Annotated in this window: 14 protein-coding genes; 6 read left to right on the top strand and 8 right to left on the bottom strand. The window is 72.7% G+C overall.

Going from position 1 to position 17,693, the window contains the following annotated elements; translation table 11 throughout:
* Nucleotides 1-137: 137 nt before the first annotated feature.
* From AB0H81_RS36835 to AB0H81_RS36845, 3 genes are all read left to right on the top strand, one after another.
* Complete coding sequence (locus AB0H81_RS36835; protein WP_358384456.1) at nucleotides 138-1,982, top strand: 2-oxoacid:acceptor oxidoreductase subunit alpha; 1,845 nt, start codon at nucleotides 138-140, stop codon at nucleotides 1,980-1,982.
* Nucleotides 1,975-3,021: a 2-oxoacid:ferredoxin oxidoreductase subunit beta gene (locus AB0H81_RS36840; RefSeq protein WP_358384458.1), complete on the top strand. Its 1,047-nt coding sequence runs from the start codon at nucleotides 1,975-1,977 to the stop codon at nucleotides 3,019-3,021. Before AB0H81_RS36835 ends, AB0H81_RS36840 begins: the two co-directional genes overlap by 8 nt.
* Nucleotides 3,022-3,091: 70 nt before the next feature.
* Nucleotides 3,092-3,997, top strand: coding sequence for an NAD-dependent epimerase/dehydratase family protein (locus AB0H81_RS36845; protein ID WP_358384460.1), 906 nt, complete (start codon nucleotides 3,092-3,094; stop codon nucleotides 3,995-3,997).
* On the opposite strand, the gene AB0H81_RS36850 is transcribed toward AB0H81_RS36845, so the two are convergent.
* The 3 genes from AB0H81_RS36850 to AB0H81_RS36860 form a co-directional block, all read right to left on the bottom strand.
* On the bottom strand, nucleotides 3,979-5,310 hold the full coding sequence (locus tag AB0H81_RS36850; RefSeq protein WP_358384462.1) for a hypothetical protein: 1,332 nt from the start codon (nucleotides 5,308-5,310) through the stop codon (nucleotides 3,979-3,981). The genes AB0H81_RS36845 and AB0H81_RS36850 overlap by 19 nt on opposite strands.
* Nucleotides 5,310-7,355 carry a glycosyltransferase gene (locus tag AB0H81_RS36855; RefSeq protein WP_358384465.1) on the bottom strand — a complete coding sequence of 682 codons (2,046 nt, stop codon included), beginning with the start codon at nucleotides 7,353-7,355 and terminating at the stop codon, nucleotides 5,310-5,312. Before AB0H81_RS36855 ends, AB0H81_RS36850 begins: the two co-directional genes overlap by 1 nt.
* Nucleotides 7,356-7,417: 62 nt before the next feature.
* Complete coding sequence (locus AB0H81_RS36860) at nucleotides 7,418-8,170, bottom strand: WecB/TagA/CpsF family glycosyltransferase (protein ID WP_358384467.1); 753 nt, start codon at nucleotides 8,168-8,170, stop codon at nucleotides 7,418-7,420.
* Nucleotides 8,171-8,510: 340 nt separating this feature from the next.
* Between AB0H81_RS36860 and rfbC the strand changes: the two genes are divergently transcribed.
* Nucleotides 8,511-9,059 (top strand): dTDP-4-dehydrorhamnose 3,5-epimerase, encoded by a 549-nt coding sequence (gene rfbC, locus AB0H81_RS36865; protein ID WP_358384469.1) that lies wholly within the window; start codon nucleotides 8,511-8,513, stop codon nucleotides 9,057-9,059.
* Here rfbC and AB0H81_RS36870 read toward each other — a convergent pair.
* Together AB0H81_RS36870 and AB0H81_RS36875 are read right to left on the bottom strand one after the other, a co-directional pair.
* Nucleotides 8,998-10,470 (bottom strand): O-antigen ligase family protein, encoded by a 1,473-nt coding sequence (locus AB0H81_RS36870; protein ID WP_358384472.1) that lies wholly within the window; start codon nucleotides 10,468-10,470, stop codon nucleotides 8,998-9,000. The two genes, rfbC and AB0H81_RS36870, sit on opposite strands and share 62 nt — an antisense overlap.
* Nucleotides 10,467-11,174, bottom strand: coding sequence for a hypothetical protein (locus tag AB0H81_RS36875; RefSeq protein ID WP_358384474.1), 708 nt, complete (start codon nucleotides 11,172-11,174; stop codon nucleotides 10,467-10,469). The genes AB0H81_RS36870 and AB0H81_RS36875 overlap by 4 nt, the downstream gene beginning before the upstream one ends.
* A gap of 186 nt (nucleotides 11,175-11,360) precedes the next feature.
* Here AB0H81_RS36875 and AB0H81_RS36880 point away from each other — a divergent pair, with 186 nt between their 5' ends.
* On the top strand, nucleotides 11,361-12,164 hold the full coding sequence (locus AB0H81_RS36880; protein WP_358384476.1) for a 2OG-Fe(II) oxygenase: 804 nt from the start codon (nucleotides 11,361-11,363) through the stop codon (nucleotides 12,162-12,164).
* 19 nt (nucleotides 12,165-12,183) lie between these two features.
* Here AB0H81_RS36880 and AB0H81_RS36885 read toward each other — a convergent pair whose 3' ends face one another.
* Nucleotides 12,184-13,002, bottom strand: coding sequence for a hypothetical protein (locus AB0H81_RS36885; protein ID WP_358384478.1), 819 nt, complete (start codon nucleotides 13,000-13,002; stop codon nucleotides 12,184-12,186).
* Between the two features lie 171 nt (nucleotides 13,003-13,173).
* Between AB0H81_RS36885 and AB0H81_RS36890 the strand changes: the two genes are divergently transcribed.
* On the top strand, nucleotides 13,174-14,331 hold the full coding sequence (locus AB0H81_RS36890) for an acyltransferase (RefSeq protein WP_358384485.1): 1,158 nt from the start codon (nucleotides 13,174-13,176) through the stop codon (nucleotides 14,329-14,331).
* On the opposite strand, the gene AB0H81_RS36895 is transcribed toward AB0H81_RS36890, so the two are convergent.
* Nucleotides 14,268-15,989: a trehalase family glycosidase gene (locus AB0H81_RS36895; RefSeq protein WP_358384480.1), complete on the bottom strand. Its 1,722-nt coding sequence runs from the start codon at nucleotides 15,987-15,989 to the stop codon at nucleotides 14,268-14,270. The genes AB0H81_RS36890 and AB0H81_RS36895 overlap by 64 nt on opposite strands.
* The coding region (locus tag AB0H81_RS36900; protein WP_358384482.1) for a beta-L-arabinofuranosidase domain-containing protein at nucleotides 15,962-17,693 on the bottom strand (1,732 nt) is incomplete at its 5' end. The genes AB0H81_RS36895 and AB0H81_RS36900, both read right to left, overlap by 28 nt.

Genomic DNA, 17,693 nt, shown 5'->3' on the forward strand with positions numbered 1-17,693 from the left:
ACGGCCTCCCCCTGACTGACACCGCGTTTACCCTCGTTATGCGCTGAGGAAACGTGTTGAACCTCGCGAGGATCTAGCATGGAACTGAGAACGCGCCCCAAGCGACCGCGCATTGGCGCGTCGAGGAGGACTGAGCTGTGACGAAGCAGGTCCAGCAACTCGACCGCGTGATCATCCGCTTCGCCGGCGACTCCGGCGACGGCATGCAGCTCACCGGTGACCGCTTCACCGCCGGCACGGCGGAGTTCGGCAACGACCTGTCCACGCTGCCCAACTTCCCGGCCGAGATCCGCGCGCCCGCCGGCACCCTGCCCGGTGTGTCCAGCTTCCAGCTGCACTTCGCCGATCACGACATCCTCACGCCCGGCGACGCGCCGAACGTGCTCGTCGCGATGAACCCGGCGGCGCTGAAGGCCAACCTGGGCGACCTGCCCCGCGGCGCGGACATCATCGTCAACACCGACGAGTTCACCAAGCGCAACCTGCAGAAGGTCGGCTACGAGACCAACCCGCTGGAGGACGACAGCCTCGCGGAGTGGCGGGTCCACGCGCTCCCGCTGACGTCGCTGACGGTCACGGCCCTGGAGGGCTTCGACCTGTCGAAGAAGGACGCCGAGCGCTCGAAGAACATGTTCGCCCTCGGCCTGCTGTCGTGGCTCTACCACCGGCCGATCGAGCACACGATCACGTTCCTGCAGCAGAAGTTCGCCAAGAAGCCCGAGATCGCCAAGGCCAACATCGCGGCCTTCCAGGCGGGCTGGAACTACGGCGAGACGACCGAGTCATTCTCGGTGTCGTACGAGGTCAAGCCGGCCCGGCTGGCCCCGGGCGTCTACCGCAACATCTCCGGCAACCAGGCGCTGGCCTACGGCCTGATCGCCGCCTCGGTGCAGGCGAAGCTGCCGCTGTTCCTCGGCTCGTACCCGATCACGCCGGCCAGCGACATCCTGCACGAGCTGTCGAAGCACAAGCGGTTCGGCGTGCGCACCTTCCAGGCCGAGGACGAGATCGCGGGCGTCGGCGCGGCGCTGGGCGCGGCGTTCGGCGGCGCGCTGGGCGTGACGACGACCTCGGGCCCGGGCGTGGCGCTCAAGGCGGAGACCGTGGGACTCGCGGTCACGACCGAGCTGCCGCTGATCGTCGTGGACGTGCAGCGCGCCGGTCCGAGCACCGGCATGCCGACCAAGACCGAGCAGACCGACCTGCTGATGGCGCTGTACGGCCGCAACGGCGAGTCGCCGGTGCCGGTCGTGGCGGCGATGTCGCCGAGCGACTGCTTCGACGCGGCCATCGAGGCGGCCCGGATCGCGGTGAAGTACCGCACGCCGGTCATGCTGCTGTCCGACGGCTACCTCGCCAACGGCTCCGAGCCGTGGCGGCTGCCGGAGATCTCCGAGCTGCCCGACATCTCGCAGGAGTTCACGACCGAGCCCAACGGCGAGGACGGCGCGTTCCTGCCGTTCAAGCGCGACAGCGAGACGCTGGCGCGTCCGTGGGCGATCCCCGGCACGCCGGGCCTGGAGCACCGCATCGGCGGCATCGAGAAGGCCGACGGCACGGGCAACATCTCCTACGACCCGAACAACCACGACCTGATGGTCCGGACGCGCGCGGCCAAGATCGCCGGGATCGACGTGCCCGACCTCCAGGTGGACGACCCCGACGGCGACGCCCGGGTGCTCGTGCTCGGCTGGGGCTCGACGTACGGGCCGATCGCGGCGGCGGCGCGGCGGATCAGGAAGGCCGGCGGCAAGGTCGCGCAGGCCCACCTGCGCCACCTCAACCCGCTGCCGGCCAACACCGGCGAGGTCCTCAAGGGCTACGACAAGGTGCTGCTGCCCGAGATCAACCTCGGCCAGCTCGCGCTGCTGCTGCGGGCCCGCTACCTCGTCGACATCATCAGCTACAACCGGGTGCGCGGCCTGCCGTTCAAGGCCGAGGAGCTGGCCGGGGTGATCCAGGACGTGATCGACAGTGACTGAGCTGCTCAACGGGAAGGGCCTGTCGCTCGTTCCCAAGACCGACGCCAAGCAGACCCTCAAGGACTTCAAGTCCGACCAGGAGGTCCGCTGGTGCCCCGGCTGCGGTGACTACGCGATCCTGGCCGCGGTGCAGAGCTTCCTGCCGGAGCTCGGGCTGCGGCGCGAGAACATCGTGTTCGTCTCGGGCATCGGCTGCTCCTCGCGCTTCCCGTACTACCTCGACACCTACGGCTTCCACTCGATCCACGGCCGCGCGCCGGCGATCGCGACGGGCCTCGCCGCGAGCCGGCCGGACCTCAGCGTGTGGGTGATCACGGGTGACGGCGACGCGCTGTCGATCGGCGGCAACCACCTGATCCACGCGCTGCGCCGCAACGTCAACCTCAACATCCTGCTGTTCAACAACAGGATCTACGGCCTGACGAAGGGGCAGTACTCGCCGACCTCCGAGGTCGGCAAGATCACCAAGTCGACGCCGATGGGGTCGCTGGACAAGCCGTTCAACCCGATCTCGCTGGCCCTCGGCGCCGAGGCGTCGTTCGTGGCCCGCACCATCGACTCCGACCGCAAGCACCTGCAGTCGGTGCTGCGCGAGGCGACCGCCCACCGCGGCACGTCGCTGGTGGAGATCTACCAGAACTGCAACATCTTCAACGACAACGCCTTCGAACCGCTCAAGGACCCGGAGGTCCGCGACGACATCACGCTGCGGCTGGAGCACGGGCAGCCGATCGTGTCGACGTCCAAGGCGGTCGTGCGCGGCGACGACGGCCGCATCCAGGTGGTGCCGCGGGCCGACGTCGCGGCCGAGCGGATCCTCGTCCACGACGCGCACTCGCCCGACCCGTCGGTGGCGTTCGCGCTGTCGCGGCTGGACGAGCCGGCGTTCGAGCACGTGCCGATCGGCATCTTCCGTCAGGTGGACCGGCCGGCGTACGACGTGCTCATGGCCGAGCAGCTCGAGGAGGCCGTGGCGCAGCAGGGTCAGGGTGACCTGGCCGACCTGCTGATGGGCGGCGACACCTGGCGCATCGGTTAGCGGTGACAGTGCAGGGGGCGGCGGCGAGCCGCCCCCTTCGTCATGTCCGGACAACATATCGGGGGATGTCATGTCGGGCTCGCTGGTGACGGGCGCCACCGGCTTCATCGGCTCGCACCTGCTGCGGCGGCTCGGGGCGTCCGGCGAGGCGCACGGGGTGAGCCGGTCGCCCCAGCCGGACATACCAGGCATGCAGGGTGTGGTGTGGCATCAGGCCGACCTGCGCGACGCGGGCGCGGTGGAGGAGCTGTTCGCCGCCGTGCGGCCGGAGGTGGTCCACCACCTGGCGGGCGAGGTGGACGGCGCCCGCGACGTGGGAGTGGTGCTGCCGACGCTGACGGGCAACCTGACCAGCACGGTGAACGTGCTGGCTGCGGCGGCCCGGTCGGGGAGCCGGGTGGTGCTGGCGGGGTCGAGCGAGGAGCCGCGGCCGGGCAACGGGCACGCGGCGCCGCCGTCGCCGTACGCGATGGCCAAGGCCGCGGCCTCGGGGTACGCGGACCTGTTCCACCGGTTGTGGGGGGTTCCGTACACGATCGTGCGGCCGACGATGGTGTACGGGCCGGGGCAGCGGGACGAGGCGAAGCTGGTGCCGTACGTGACGCTGTCGCTGCTGCGGGGCGAGGAGCCGCGGCTGACCAGCGGTGCGAAGGTGGCCGACTGGGTGTACGTGGACGACGTGGTGGAGGCGTTCGCCGCGGCGGGGGCGGGCGGGCGGGCCGTCGGGCATGCGTTCGACGTGGGCACGGGGGTGCGGGCCTCGGTGCGGGACGTGGTGGAGCTGCTCTACCGGATCGTCGGGGCCGACGGCGGACCGCGGTTCGGCGCGGTGGCCGACCGGCCGCTGGACGTGCCGCAGTCGGCCGAGACGGGGCCCGCACGGGAGCTGCTCGGCTGGGAGGCGCGGGTCGGGCTGGAGGAGGGCCTGCGGCGGACGGTCGCCTGGTACGCCGCCCGTCAGGGTGTGATCTTGTAGATGTGGTAGGTGCTCTCCTCGGCGAAGGCGTCGGTGAAGGCGCCGCCGTTGACGGGGATCCGCCGGTTCTCGAAGAGCGCCTCGACCTGCCCCGCCGGAACGCCGGGCGGCAGCGTGAACGTGTGCGGCCCGGGGCCGCCGTCGGCGCCGGGCATGGCGAACAGGTAGTAGGCCCCGCCGTGCCGCTTGAGCATGGTGTCGACGCCCTTGCCGAAGTCGTGGTGGAGCGACTGGGTGTTGAGGACGGGGGCGAGCTCCTTGATCTGCCTGTTGACCTCGATGACGGCGGGCCGGGTGGCCGCGCCGCAGGCGTCGCGCAGGACGTGCTGGCTCTGGCACGGGCCGCCGAAGCTGTGGTTGAAGTAGACGACGCCGCGGGCGCCGTGGATGAGGGAGCTCATGACGGCGCCCTTGAGCTGGCCGGGCTTGATCGCCTGCCGGTCCTCGGGCGCGGGCCGGCCGACCTCGACGAAGGCGTAGATGGGCTGACGCTTGCCGTCGAGGGCGTCGAGCTTGCGCTGGCGGTCGATGAGCAGCCCGTAGTTGGCGGCCCTGGCGCACTGGTCGGCGCGGAACTTCAGCGAGTTCTGGGCGTCCAGGCAGGCGTAGTAGCTGGTGTACCAGTAGACGTCGAGGGAGACGAGGTCGGTGTAGTCGTTGACGAACCGGCCGGCCTGCCGGTCGTTCTGCCAGATCATGACGCCTTTGCCGTAGTTGGCGTAGTGGGGGCGGCCGTCGCCTTTCGGCAGGCGCTCCTTGAGGGTCTTCATCACGGTGTAGCCGCAGCGTTCCTTGTGCGGGTCGTCGGGGACGCACAGGGGGCCCTGGCCGGGGAAGTTGCCGGTCCAGCCGTCGTCGCCGGGGCCGGCCCACATGTCGGCCTCGTCGGTGACGAGCCAGGCGACGGTCTCGGGGCCGTACCCGGCGATGGGCTTGCCGGTGATGGCGAACAGGCCGTTCCTCCTGATGAGCGCCATGTCGCTGGTCTCGGTCAGCTCGACGTACGTGTTGATGCCGGCCTCGCGGTCCTTGTCCACGTCGTCCTGGGTGATGACGGACTCGTACCAGACGCCGACGGGGAAGAAGGAGGGGTCGGTCCAGCCGGCGGCGGCGGTGGCGGGGAAGCGGCCGTAGTAGGCGGGGCCGCCCTCCCAGTCGACCGGTGTGAGGGCCGGGGCGGGCGTGGCCGGGCCGGGGGCCGGGGTCTCGCGCCCCTCGGGCCGCTCGGCGCGGCGCAGGTCGAGCACCATCCACACCAGGGCCGCCGCGGTGATCAGGATCACCGCGGCGAGGAGCGGTCGGGGCACCCGCATCAGCGCTCCCCCTCGGCCAGCGCCATGAGCTCGCGGGCGCGCGCGGACCAGGACGCGTCCCGCACGGACGCGCGCAGCTCCTCGGGACTCGCCGGGCCGCCCGTGTCGAGCGTGAGCTTGACGGCCTCGACGAACGCGGCGTGGGTGGCGGCGCTCCTGACCCGGCCGGTGTACGCGGACAACTCGGCGAACTCCGTGCTCACGACGGGCAGGCCGAGCGCCAGGTACTCCTTCAGCTTGATCGGGTTGGCGTGGCGGATCCACGCGTTGTCCCGCCACGGCATGATCGCCACGTCGTAGCCCGAGCCGTACGCGGGGATCCGCTCGTAGGGGCGGAAGCCGAGCCAGTGGACGTTGGGATACTTCGTCAGCCGCTCCATGGGCGCGGTGGCGTCGCCGACGAGCACCAGCGACGCCTCCGGCAGCTCGACGGCGACGCGTTCGAGCAGCTCGAAGTCCACGACGAAGTCGTCCAGGGCGCCGAAGAAGCCGATCCGGGGGCCTGGTACGGCGGCGAGGTCGGGCGGCAGGTCCGCGGTCCGGGTGAAGTGGCGCAGGTCCACGCCGTGGTCGAGGAAGTGCGCCCGGTCTCCGGTGAGGGGGCGTTCCTCGGCCATGAGGGCGCGGCTGACGTAGACGACGCGGTCGGCGCGGGCGAGCAGGGCGCGTTCCAGCGCGCCGATGGTGGCGGCGTCGGCCTCGGGGAACGCCGAGTGCCGGTCGGAGCGGTTGAACACCAGCGACCGCCTGGCCATGGGGCGCACCACGTCCCAGGCCGTGGGGATGGTGACGACGACGACGGGGCGGCGCATGCCGAGCGCCCGGCACACGGCCCGCACCTGGGCGCGGACGAGCGCCGCGTTCAGCGCGCGGAGCAGCGGCGAGCCGTAGAACGGCAACGGCAGCGGCGACATGACGTGGAAGCCGGGCAGCGGCTCGCGCACGAGCTTGGCGACGCTGCGCAGCTTGCGCGCGATCCGGCGGGCGACCTGGGTGGATCTGCCGGGGGTGGGCATGCGCATGCCGATGCTGTTGACCACGAGGACCTCGCGGTGGGCGGCGATCGAGCGCATGAGCTGGAAGTCGGAGTGCGCCTGGTTGTGGTACCACCAGTCCTGGGCGGAGAAGCAGACGTAGCCGGGCGCCGGCTGCGCGGTCTCCCGGGGCCAGCGGGGCAGGGGCCAGAGGGCGCGCAGGGCGGCCTTGTGACGCTCTCCCCCGGGACCGCCACGGGTGGCGGCGCGCAGCGCCTCGTTGAGCGTGACGGCCAGACGCATGAGCAGGGCGCGGGGACGGCCGTGGCGCTGGCGGTGGAGCCTGACCCGGTTGGCCGCGGACAGGGCCCACAGCCGGCTGGAGGTGGACTGCTCGCCGCCCAGGTGGACGGCGAGGGCGGCCGGCACGTAGCGGACGGCGAACCCGCGGTCGCCGGCGCGCAGCATGTACTCGGTCTCCTCCGAGTACAGGAAGTAGCGCTCGTCGAGCGGGCCGGTGGCGTCGAGGCAGCGCCGGGAGACCAGCCAGGCGGCACCGGTCGCCCAGTCGTGCGTGCCCGGCCGCTCGTACGCCTCGTCGGCGACGACCAGCTCGCCCAGGGCGGGGACCCGTCCGGCGCGGTGGCCGCCGAGCAATGCCTCGCCGAGCGCCCGCAGCACGGTGGGACGGCGCCGCAGCGAGGGGTGCCGGTGGCCGGAGTCGTCGGTGAGGCGCGGGACCGTGATGCCGGTGCCCGGCTCGGCCAGCGCCTCACGCAGCGCCGTGACGGCGCCGGGGGCGAGCCGGATGTCCGGGTTGAGCACGAGCACGTCGCAGCCGGGGGCGGCGGCGATCCCGGCGTTCACGGCGGCGCCGAAGCCGGCGTTGCGGCCCGTGGAGACGATCTCGACGGCGGGCAGCGCCTCGCGGGCCCGCTCCAGGGTCGCGTCGGCCGAGTCGTTGTCCACCACGATCACCCGGGCGTCGCCCGCGCCGGCGGCGGCCAGGGAGCGCAGGCAGTCGCCGACGACCCGCTCACTGAAGTAGGTGACGATCACAATCGCGAGCATGCGGGCGTGGCCTCTCGGGAGCGTCGGAACTCAGGAGTGTCGGAACTCGGGACCGCCGGAACTCAGGAATGTCGGAACCGGCTGAGCAGGGCGCCGGCGAGCAGCGCGACGGCGAAGGGGGCGTCCTCTCTGAGGTAGCGGCGGGCCAGGCGGCGCGGCTCCAGGGCGAGGCGGTGCAGCCACTCCCCGCCCGCGCGCTGGAGGGCGCGCGGGGCCCGGCTGAACTGGCCGGCGGCCATGGGGATGCCCGCGCCGCAGCCGAGGAACCAGGCGGCGGGCAGGCCGGGGCGCAGGTCACGGATGAGCCGTTCCTGCTTGGGGAAGCCGAGGCCGACGAGCACGAGGGCGGGGCGGGCGGCGACCACCCGTTCGATCACCTCGCGGCGTGCCCCGGGGTCGGCGTCGAAGCCGTACGGCGGGGAGTGGGCGCCCGCGATCCGCAGGCCCGGGCTGCGCGCCGCGAGCGCCTCCGCGGCGGCCTCGGGCACACCGGGGTCGCCGCCCAGCAGGTAGACGGAACGGCCGTCGCGCGCGGCCCGCGCGGACAGGCTGTGGACGAGCGAGGCGCCGGTCACCCGCTCGGGGATCGCGGCTCCGGCCAGGCGGCCCGCCCACACCACGGGCATGCCGTCGGCGACCACCAGCTCGGCGCCCTCGACCAGCTCGGCGAGGGCGGGGTCGCGGGTGGCGGCTCTGACGATGTCCACGTTCGCGGTGACGATCGCGCCGCCCCGGCCGGCCGTCCACGCGCGGGAGACGTGCTCGGCGACGGCGGCCTCGGTGAGGGCCATGACGTGGACCGCTCCGACGCGCACCCGCGCCGGGGGATCGGTCGTGAGGAAGGGATCCGCCGGAATGGTCTCGCTCCTTCGCGCAGCCGACCTAACATCACGACCTTTCACGAAATAATCGGCATAAGAGACAAACCCGTTACCCGGCTCGGGCTCGGGACGGGCGGCGGGCCGAAGCGGGGCGGACGGCGAGCCGAACGGAACGTGGAGGCGCGACGGGCGCGGGGCGGCCCTCCCAGCCGGCGGGGCGGTGAAGGCCGGCACGGCCGGGTGGCATGAGGGATTCCGGGGCGGCGGTCGAGGATGGCTTGACCAGAGCGGGTGAGGGCTTCCGGCGGGGCGGGCGGGCGGCGATCATGGGCGCATGAGAGTGGAGCGAGGCGCGTTCGACGGGGTCCTGATCTTCGTTCCGACCCCCCACCACGACGACAGGGGCTTCTTCACCCGCACCTTCGACACGGCACTGGCCGCCGAGCACGGGCTCGATCCGGCCGCGTTTGTCCAGGACAGCCAGTCCCGGTCGCGGCTCGGCACCCTGCGGGGGATGCACTGCCGGCTCGGGCGGGGCGAGGCCAAGCTGGTCAGGTGCGCCCGTGGCGCGATCCACGACGTGCTGGTGGACGCCAGGCCCGGCTCGCCGACGTTCGGCGAGAGCTGGAGCGTGGTGCTCGACGACAAGGAGTTCGCCCACCTGTACGTGCCGCCGGGGCTCTTCCACGGCTACCAGGCGCTGACCGAGCAGGCCGACGTGTGCTACCGGATCGACCGTGAGCACGACCCGGCCGAGGACCTGACGGTGCGCTACGACGACCCGGACCTCGCCATCGGCTGGCCGCTGCCGGTCACCGCGATCAGCGCGCGGGATCTGGCGGCGGGGTCGTGGAAGGAGGCTCGGGAGCGCCTGCTCGGCTGACCTCGCCCTCCGCGACAGGAGCCGCCGCTCGGCTGACCCCGCCCTCCGCGACGGGAGCCGCCGCCCGGCCGGCGCGGGCCTCGCGCAGGAGGGCGCCGGCCGCGCCCACCAGCAGGAACGACAGGCCGGTGATCACCGCGTACGAGCGCAGGTCGAAGGTGGCGGCGCCGATCAGCGGCACCACCAGGCAGGCCGCCAGCGTGAGCCCGAGGTCGCGGGCGGCCGGGTCGGCCAGCAGGCGCCGGGCCCGCAGCGCCGACCAGATGCCGGCCGCGAACAGCCCCGCGAAGGCCAGCACGCCGATGATCCCGGTCTCGACGGTCGTCAGGATGTACTGGTTGTCGAAGACGAGGTACTTCGGGGCGTACCAGGTGCCGAGACCGCGCCCCAGCCAGGGGTGGCGGCCGATCTCGGTGGCGGCGGTGGCGTAGTCCATGGTCCGCCAGCGCAGGCTGGAGTCGTTCGAGATGTTCGTGAACAGCGCGACGATGGCCCCCAGCACGCCCGGCACCACGACCTTCACGGCCCCGAGGAAGACGAGCACGGCCCCGGCGGCGAGCAGCCGCCGCACCTTCGGCCAGCCCGCGAGCAGCACCACGGCGGCGCCGGCCAGCCCGACGAAGGCCGAGCGCGACACCGAGAACACCATGCCCGCCCCGATCAGCCCCGCGCACACCCACCAGCGCAGCGAGGGCCCGCCCCGCTCGCGCGCCTGGAACGCGAAGTGCAGGGCGATCGGCAGGATCATGGCGCACATGACCGCGAACTCGATGGGGTGCCCGGTGGTCGCCGCCACCCGGCTCAGCCCGTTGCGCTCCAGGATGAACAGCTCCTCCTGGGTGTAGCGCAGGCCGGGCAGGACCATGTACTTCGTCGGGTCGAACCTGAACAGGAACTGCACCGCGCCGACCACCCCGAGGACCGCGCCCATCACGGCGACCGTCTTCAGCACCAGGTCGAGCCGGTCCCGGCCGCGCACGCCGTCCACCACGAGCAGCACGACGCCGATCATGGCGAACGCGGTGACGAGCATGTGGTCGGCCAGCTCCACCTCGTCCCTGGGCAGCGGGCCGGCCGTCGCGTAGGCGTACGTGGCCAGCAGCGAGGCGGCGTACACGAACACGGCCGAGCGGACGAGCGTGCGGCCCTTGGCGGCGCCGAGCGTGCCGGTGAAGTGCGCGCACAGCCACCACACCAGCGCGAACAGGCCGATGGACTCGGCCGGGGTGATCGCGAACGACAGTCCCCGGTACACCAGCCGGGCTGGGACGATCATGAGGACGACCGCGAACACGACGCCGGCCGTGGCGCCGTCGGCCCGGTGCGGCCTCGGCAGCGCGGACGCCTCCAGCAGCGCCTTCGTCCTGGCGGCCGCCGCCGCGGAGGTGGTTCCCGAACCTGTGACGGTCATGCCGGGCGCCGCCTCAGCCGCAGGTTCAGCCGCCCACCCGGGCGCCTGTCCAGCCTCCGTCTCAGCGCGGGGGCGACGCTCTCCGCCGCGAATCCGGCCGTCAGGGCGGCGAACAGGCCCAGCGCCAGCACCGCCGCCGCCGTGCGGCTCTTGCCGCCGCGCTGCTCCAGCGGCGCGGTCGGCGCGACCATCTCGGTGAGCTGGATGTACGTGCTCGGCGGCGCCTGGAGCACCTGCTGGCGGGCGGCCATCTCCAGCTTGGCCCGCGCCACCAGCTTGACGACGAGCGTGTGCGCGGCCTCGGCCGACGGGCTCTTGGCCTCGATGATGACGAAGGGGCCGTTGGCCAGCAGCTCGGGGTTGGCGCTGCCGTTGTGGACCACGTATGAGGTGTCGCCGCCCGGCGGCGCGCCGAGCGTGGCCGCGGTCTCGGGCGCGCTGAGCGCCTGGAGCAGGATCGAGGCGGAGACGTTGAGCGCGCCGTCGTAGTTGAGCAGCGGGTTGACCCGGGGGTTCGGGTAGTCGGGGTTGGATGGAACGCTCCCGCCCGTGACGGGCACGGTCAGGACCAGCACCGCGCTCGACTGGTAGACGGCCGGGACCGTCCGGTAGACGCCGAAGGCCACCGCGAGGGAGAGCAGGAACGCGGGGACCGTGACGTACCACCGCCGGAACACGACCAGGACCGTCCCCCAGAAGTCCAAGACGCCTTCCTCCCCCGTGCCAGAACGTCCCGCACCAGAGTTTCCCGCACCAGAAAACGGGTGTCTCCCCACAGATCATCGTTTTTCGCGGTATCCGGCGTTACCGGGGTATTTGTAACGAGACAACGGTGCACCGCGATGTCACTGCCGGGCCATTTCGCCGACATTCAGGGGTGGGGAGCACCGATGCAGCAGGCACTGAGCTTTACCTTCCGCCGTGACGAACTCCTTCCGCTCGCCGACAGCCTCCGCGAAAGCTTTCTCAAGGCCACGCCGTTCCGGCATGTCGTCATCGACGACTTCCTTCCCGCCGACGTCCTGGAGCCGGTGCTCGCCGAGTTCCCCGAGCCCCGTGACCCCGAGTGGCAGCGCTTCGACAACGCCAGGGAGATCAAGCTCGCGCTCGCCGACACCGAGCGCATGGGGCCGGCCACCCGCCACCTGCTGTCCGAGTTCAACGGCCAGGTGTTCGTCGACTTCCTGGAGCGGCTCACCGGCATCGAGCACCTGGTGTCGGACCCGCACTACGACGGGGGCGGCCTGCACCAGATCCGGCCCGGCGGGTTCCTGAAGGTACACGTCGACTTCAACCGGCACCGCAGGCTGGATCTGGACCGGCGGCTGAACGGGCTGCTCTACCTCAACAAGGACTGGGAGGAGTCGTACGGCGGCCACCTCCAGCTCTGGAACAAGGACATGACGGCCTGCGAGCACCGCATCCTGCCGGTGTTCAACAGGTTCGTCCTGTTCGCCACCACCGACGACGCCAACCACGGCCACCCGGAGCCGCTGACCTGCCCGGACGACCGGGCCCGGCGCTCGATGGCGCTGTACTACTACACCAACGGCCGCCCGGCCGAAGAGGTGCTCGACGAGCACGACACCAAGTTCAAGCAGCGGCCGGGCGAGGAGTGGAAGAGCAGCCTCCGGCAGACGGCCAGGCGCTGGGTGCCGCCCGTGCTGGCGGACCTGGCGAGCCGCCGCAGATAAGGCGCTGGAAGTAGCGAGGTCAGCGGCCGTTGAGCCGCACCACGTCGATGGGGCCGGTCTCGTCCAGATCCCTGGACGGCGCCGGTCCCGATCCGTTCCCGGCCGCCTCCGGTTCCTTCTTCGAGACGGCGTCCGGAGCCGGCTCCTCCTCCGAGGGCTCCTTGTCGGGCGCGCCGGGGGCGGGGGCGGCAGCGCGGAGGAACAGCCTCCGGCGCACGACCGCGTACGCTGCCCCGAACCCGGCCACGAGGCCGAGCAGCAGCCCGCCGACGGCGCCCTGGAGCTTGGCCGACCCGTCGGCCTCCGGCCCGAGCCGCACGACGTCCTCGGCCTGGACGAACGTGATCGGGTGCGCCTTCAGCTCGTTCTGCCGGTCCTCCAGCTCCTGGCGCAGCCGCTCCTGGGTCGCCGCCAGGACCTTGGACGCCGTGGCCGGCGAGTCGCTCTCGACCTGGACGTAGATGAACGGCCCGGTGGTGCCGACGCCGAGCAGTGTCGGGTTGCTGCGGCCGTCGTCGACGGTCAGATCGGTCGGCCCGTCCTCGGTGACGCCGACGGAGGCGAACACGTCGGAGGTGTTCATGGCCAGGATGAGGATGCTGGCCGTGGTGCGCAGGTCGTCGGTGAACTGAAGCAGCGGGTTGGTCTGCGCGACGGGCTTGGTACCGTCGATCGAGCCGCCGCCCGACGGGGTGACGAGGACCATGGACGCGCTCGTCACGTACCGCTCGGGCAGCAGGAGATATCCGGTGAACGCCAGGGCGACGGCGAGGACGGCGACCGGGACGACGATCAGCTTCTGCCGGGCAAGGCCAAGAATGGTCGTCCAGAATTCCATATATCCCCTGCCCGATACGCACAGCAACGTGGCGCGTTAATCCCCCCGAAAAACCGTTCCAATGGGGCATCGAACTTTCCCATCCGCCCGTTACATCCGCTTTGTTACGCGGGCCGGGTCTGAACCGATGAACCCCACGGTGGCCGGAAACCGGCCGGTGCGGGGGTGGGAATGGAACCGGGGGCGGCTGGTTTCCCTGAACGGTCAGAACGGCTGGTCCCGGAACGGTCCACGCGGCTGGGCGGGCTCGACGGCATCCGCGGCCTGGCCGCGCTGTTCGTGGTGCTGCACCACTGCCGGCTGCTGTCCTTCCCCGGCTTCCCCGCCGACACGGGCCCGGCCTGGGCGAGCTGGCTGCTGTACGGGCACGTCGCCGTCGTGGTCTTCATCGCGCTGTCCGGCTTCTCCCTGGCCGTCAAGCCCGCCCGGTCCGGCTGGCGGCTCGGCGGCCTGCGCCGCTTCGCGCGCCGCCGCGCCTGGCGGATCCTGCCGCCGTACTGGGCCGCGCTCGTGTTCAGCCTCGCGGTCGCCTGGACACTGGTGCCGCAGCCCGGACAAGGGCCGCCCACGGCGAAGAGCGTGCTCTTCCACGGGCTGCTCGTGCAGGACCTGTTCGGCTCGCCGAGCCCCAACGGGGCGTTCTGGTCGATCGCCGTCGAGGCGCAGCTCTACGTCGTCCTCCCCCTCCTGCTGCTGGTGGTGCGGCGGCTGGGCGCGGTGGTGATGGTGGCGGCCGTCACCGTGGTCGTGGTGGCGGTGGGCGTGCTGGCCGGCGGGGTGCCCGCCGTGGCGCTGCTGATGCGGCTGACCCCGCAGTTCGCGGTGCTGTTCGCGGTGGGCGTGCTGGCGGCCGGGGTGCTCCGCGCGCCGGTACGGGCCCCCCTGCACTGGGCGGCCCTGGCCGCGTTCGTCCCCGTGGTCGTCCTCGTCGCGGTGCAAGGGCCGGTGTGGACGGTCGCGAACTTCTTCTGGGTGGACCTGGCCCTCGCCCCGGCCGCCGGGCTGTTCCTCGCGGCCGTGGCGGGCGGCCGGCCGAGGCCCCTGGTGCGCCTCCTCGACAGCCGGCCGCTCCGCTCGCTCGGCTCGTTCTCCTACAGCCTCTACCTGGTCCACGCCCCGATCGTGGTCGCGACGCACCACTTCGTCGTCGCCCCGCTCCTCGGGCCGGGCGTGGCCGGGTTCCTGGTGCTGCTCACGCTGGCCGTGCCCGCCTCGGTGCTGTTCGCGTGGGGGTTCGCCGCGGTGTTCGAGCTGCCGTTCCAGCGCTACCGCGGGATGGCGGAGCTGCGCGCGGCGACACGCTCGTGGGCGCCGGCCAGCAGGAGATAGGCGCCGGCCGTCCAGGTGTAGGCACGGTCCCGCAGCCCCGCCCCGGTGCGGGCGTCGAAGTTCTCCGCGAACCCGGACTTCTCGCACAGGGCCCGGAAGCGCGCGCTGATCTCGTCGGCCAGCTCACGGTGGCCGGCGCGGCGCAGGCCGTCCTCGATCAGCACGGTCGAGGGCGCCCAGATGGGGCCGCGCCAGTAGCCGTCGTCCCGGTAGTGCTCCGAGGCGGGCGGCTCGGTGGCGAGCCCGTACTCCGTCAGATGCGTCCTGATCCGGGCGGCCAGCGCCGCGCTGACCGGCTCCGGCAGTTCCTCCCCCAGCACGATCGGCATGAGGTCGAGCAGGCTGGAGCTGGACCAGGTGCGCCCCGAGCGCACCCCGCGGGCGACGAACCGGTCGCCCTGCCACAGCTCGGTGAGCAGCGCCTCACGCATCCGGTCGGCCGCCGCCGTCCACCGGGCCGCCGCGGAGCGGTCGGCGAGCTCCTCGGCCAGGCGGGCCAGCTCGCGCATCTGCAGGACGAGGAAGGCGGCCAGGTCGGCGGTCTCGACGACCCGCTCGGGGTCGAAGGTGGTGGCGTTGTCCCAGCCGCTGTCGTTGCCGTGCTGGTAGTGCGCCAGCTCACGACCCGGGGCGCGCCGGGCGGTCAGCCAGAAGGAGGTCCAGCGCTCCAGCAGCCGGTACGTCTCGGCCCGCTCGCCCTCGGGCACCGGGCCCAGGCGCCGCAGGGCCCAGCCGTGGATGGGCGGCTTGACGAAGTTGTGCAGGACCTCGGAGTGCGCTACCGAGTCCGGCAGCGCGCCGGCGGCGTCCTGGTGGTCGAAGGGCAGGCGGAACTGGTCCCACGCCAGGCCGGGCAGGCCGTCGCCGAGCGCGAGGGCGTTGAAGCAGTGGTCCCAGCTCCACACCTTGTCCATCCAGTGCTTGGACATGAGCACGGCCTGCCGGGTGACGAACCCTCCCGGACGGACCGTGGCCGACCACAGCACGTAGGCGGCCAGTTCCGCCGCCGGGCTGCGGTCGCCGCGCCAGGGCGCCACGGCCCCGGCGAAGGCCGCGAACCGGTCGCGCGCCGCCTCGGCCACCTGGGCGAAGTCCGCCCGGCTCGCGTAGGGGGCGCGGGCCGTCTCGTACTCCTCGACGGCGATCTCCCAGGCGTCGTCCGGCAGGATCACACCGCGCTCGGCGGTCCCGAGCGCCTGGTCGCCGAGCGGCTCGGCGCGCCCGCCGACCACCGTGATCCGGTAGCGGCGGCCGGTCTGGTAGACGGTGAAGACCGACGAGCCGTCGGTGGGGTCCTGGTAGAAGTACGGGCCGCTGAACGGGGTGAGCACGGGATCGGCGGCGAGCACGCGCAGCCCCAACCCGCGGCCGCGCACCCTGACGGTGTCCGGGCTCTCGTAGGCCAGGTCGATCCGGCCGCCGCCACCGGTCCAGGTGAGCCGGTGCGGCGTCGCGGTGACGACCGTCTCGGCGGTGGGGACGAGCCGCAACACAGGGTGCATGCCGGTCTGGTGCGACACCAGATGCACGTCGTCGGCCCAGACGCCCTCGGCCACCACGGGCGAGAAGCAGAACCAGGAACCGGCGAAGCTGAACGGGATCTCCCTCGGGGAGAACGAGCCGGCCACGGTCACGAGGTCCCTTCCACCGGCAGCCACACGCGCATGCTCGCCGGCCCGCGATGGGCCCACGAGTGGTAGGGCCGGAGCGGCACGTCGAACCATTCCCCGTCGTCCGAGGGAGGAGCCGGACGGGCGGCGGAGGCGTAGGCCCATCCGCGGCCGGCGTGGGCGGGAAGCCGGCCGCGCACCCGCGCGCCGCCGCCGTCCGGCTCCGGTCCTGTCCCGGCGTCGATCACCAGGGCGTCGAGCCCGCCGGGCTGGGGAACGTCGTGGGACTCGACGCACAGCACCTCGGGGCCGCGCTCGACGGCCACGCAGCCGCGCACCGCGTCGATGCGCGGGTCGGGCCAGGTGAACCGGGGCCCCATCGGCAGGTCGAGGACGACCACGTCGCCCTCCCGGAAGGCGCGCCGGACGGTGAACGTGCCGGGCTCGACCGGCCGCGCCGGCCCGCCGTCCTCGGTCACGGTGGCGCCGGCCGCCCACGCGGGCACCCGCAGGGAGAGGGTCCAGGGAGAGGGCGCGTCGGCCGCGATCCGCACCCGGACCGTCCCGGAGTTGGGGTAGCCGGTCTCGACGTCCACGGCCACCTGCCGCCCGTCCGGCAGCTCGGCACGGACGGCGCACGGGGCGTACTGGTGGATCTGGAGGCCGTCGTCGTCGGTCGTGGCGAGGTAACCCCCGAGGCCGGCCAGCGTGCGGGCGACGTTGGTCGGGCAGCAGGAGACCTCGAACCACGCGGCCCGGGTGCCGCCCTCGGCGCGCGGGCTCACCTCGGCCGGGTCGGCCGGCCTGCCGGGGCTGCGCTGGTGGAGAGGGTTGGCGTAGAAGAAGGCCCGGCCGTCGGGGCTCGGGGAGGCGGCGATGACGTTGTAGAGCGTCCGCTCGATCAGGTCGGTGTAGCGGACGTCGCCGGTGGCGAGGTGGAGCCGCCACGACACCATGATCGAGGCGACGCCCGCGCACGTCTCGCAGTAGGCCCGGTCCGGCGGCAGCTCCCAGTCCTCGCCGAAGCCCTCGTCCTGGTGGCGCGAGCCCATCCCGCCGGTGATGTAGGTCCGGCGCTCGACCGAGCGCTCCCACTGCCGTTCCACCGCGCGCAGCAGCTCGTCGTCACCGCGTTCGACGGCGACGTCCACGGCCGCGGCCGTCAGGTAGAGCGCGCGCACGGCGTGGCCGCGCCAGACGTCGGCCTGCCGGATCGGGACGTCGTCCTGGAAGTAGGCGCGTCCCAGGGGGATGTCCCGGAGCGTTCCATGCCCGCGGCGTTCGAGGAACAGCCGGGCCTGCTCGACGTAGCGGTCCTCGCCGAGGGCCCGGCCGAACTCGGCCAGGCCCACCTCGATCTCCGGGTGCCCGCAGATCCCGCGCAGGCCGTCCTCGCCGAAGGTGCGGCACACGTGGTCCGCCGCCCGGCGGGCGACGCGCACCAGGTCGTCCTCGCCGGCCGTGCGCAGCCGCGCCACCGCCGCCTGGAGCAGGTGCCCCGTGTTGTACAGCTCGTGCCCCATCTCCAGGTCGCTGTAGCGCGGCGGCTGCCGCTCGTGCCCGAAGCAGGTGTTGAGGTACCCGTCGGGGTCCTGTGCCCGGGCCACGCGCGCGGTGAGCCGCTTGATCGCGGCCTCCGCCTCCTGGTCGCCGGTACGGCCCGTCTCCCAGGCCAGGGCCTCCAGGAGCTTGTAGACCTCGGAGTCGGAGAACGACCAGCCGGGCCGGTCGGGCGAGGTCGTTCCGTCGGCG

The sequence above is a fragment of the Nonomuraea sp. NPDC050691 genome (genome assembly GCF_040654455.1).
Classification (GTDB): Bacteria; Actinomycetota; Actinomycetes; order Streptosporangiales; family Streptosporangiaceae; genus Nonomuraea.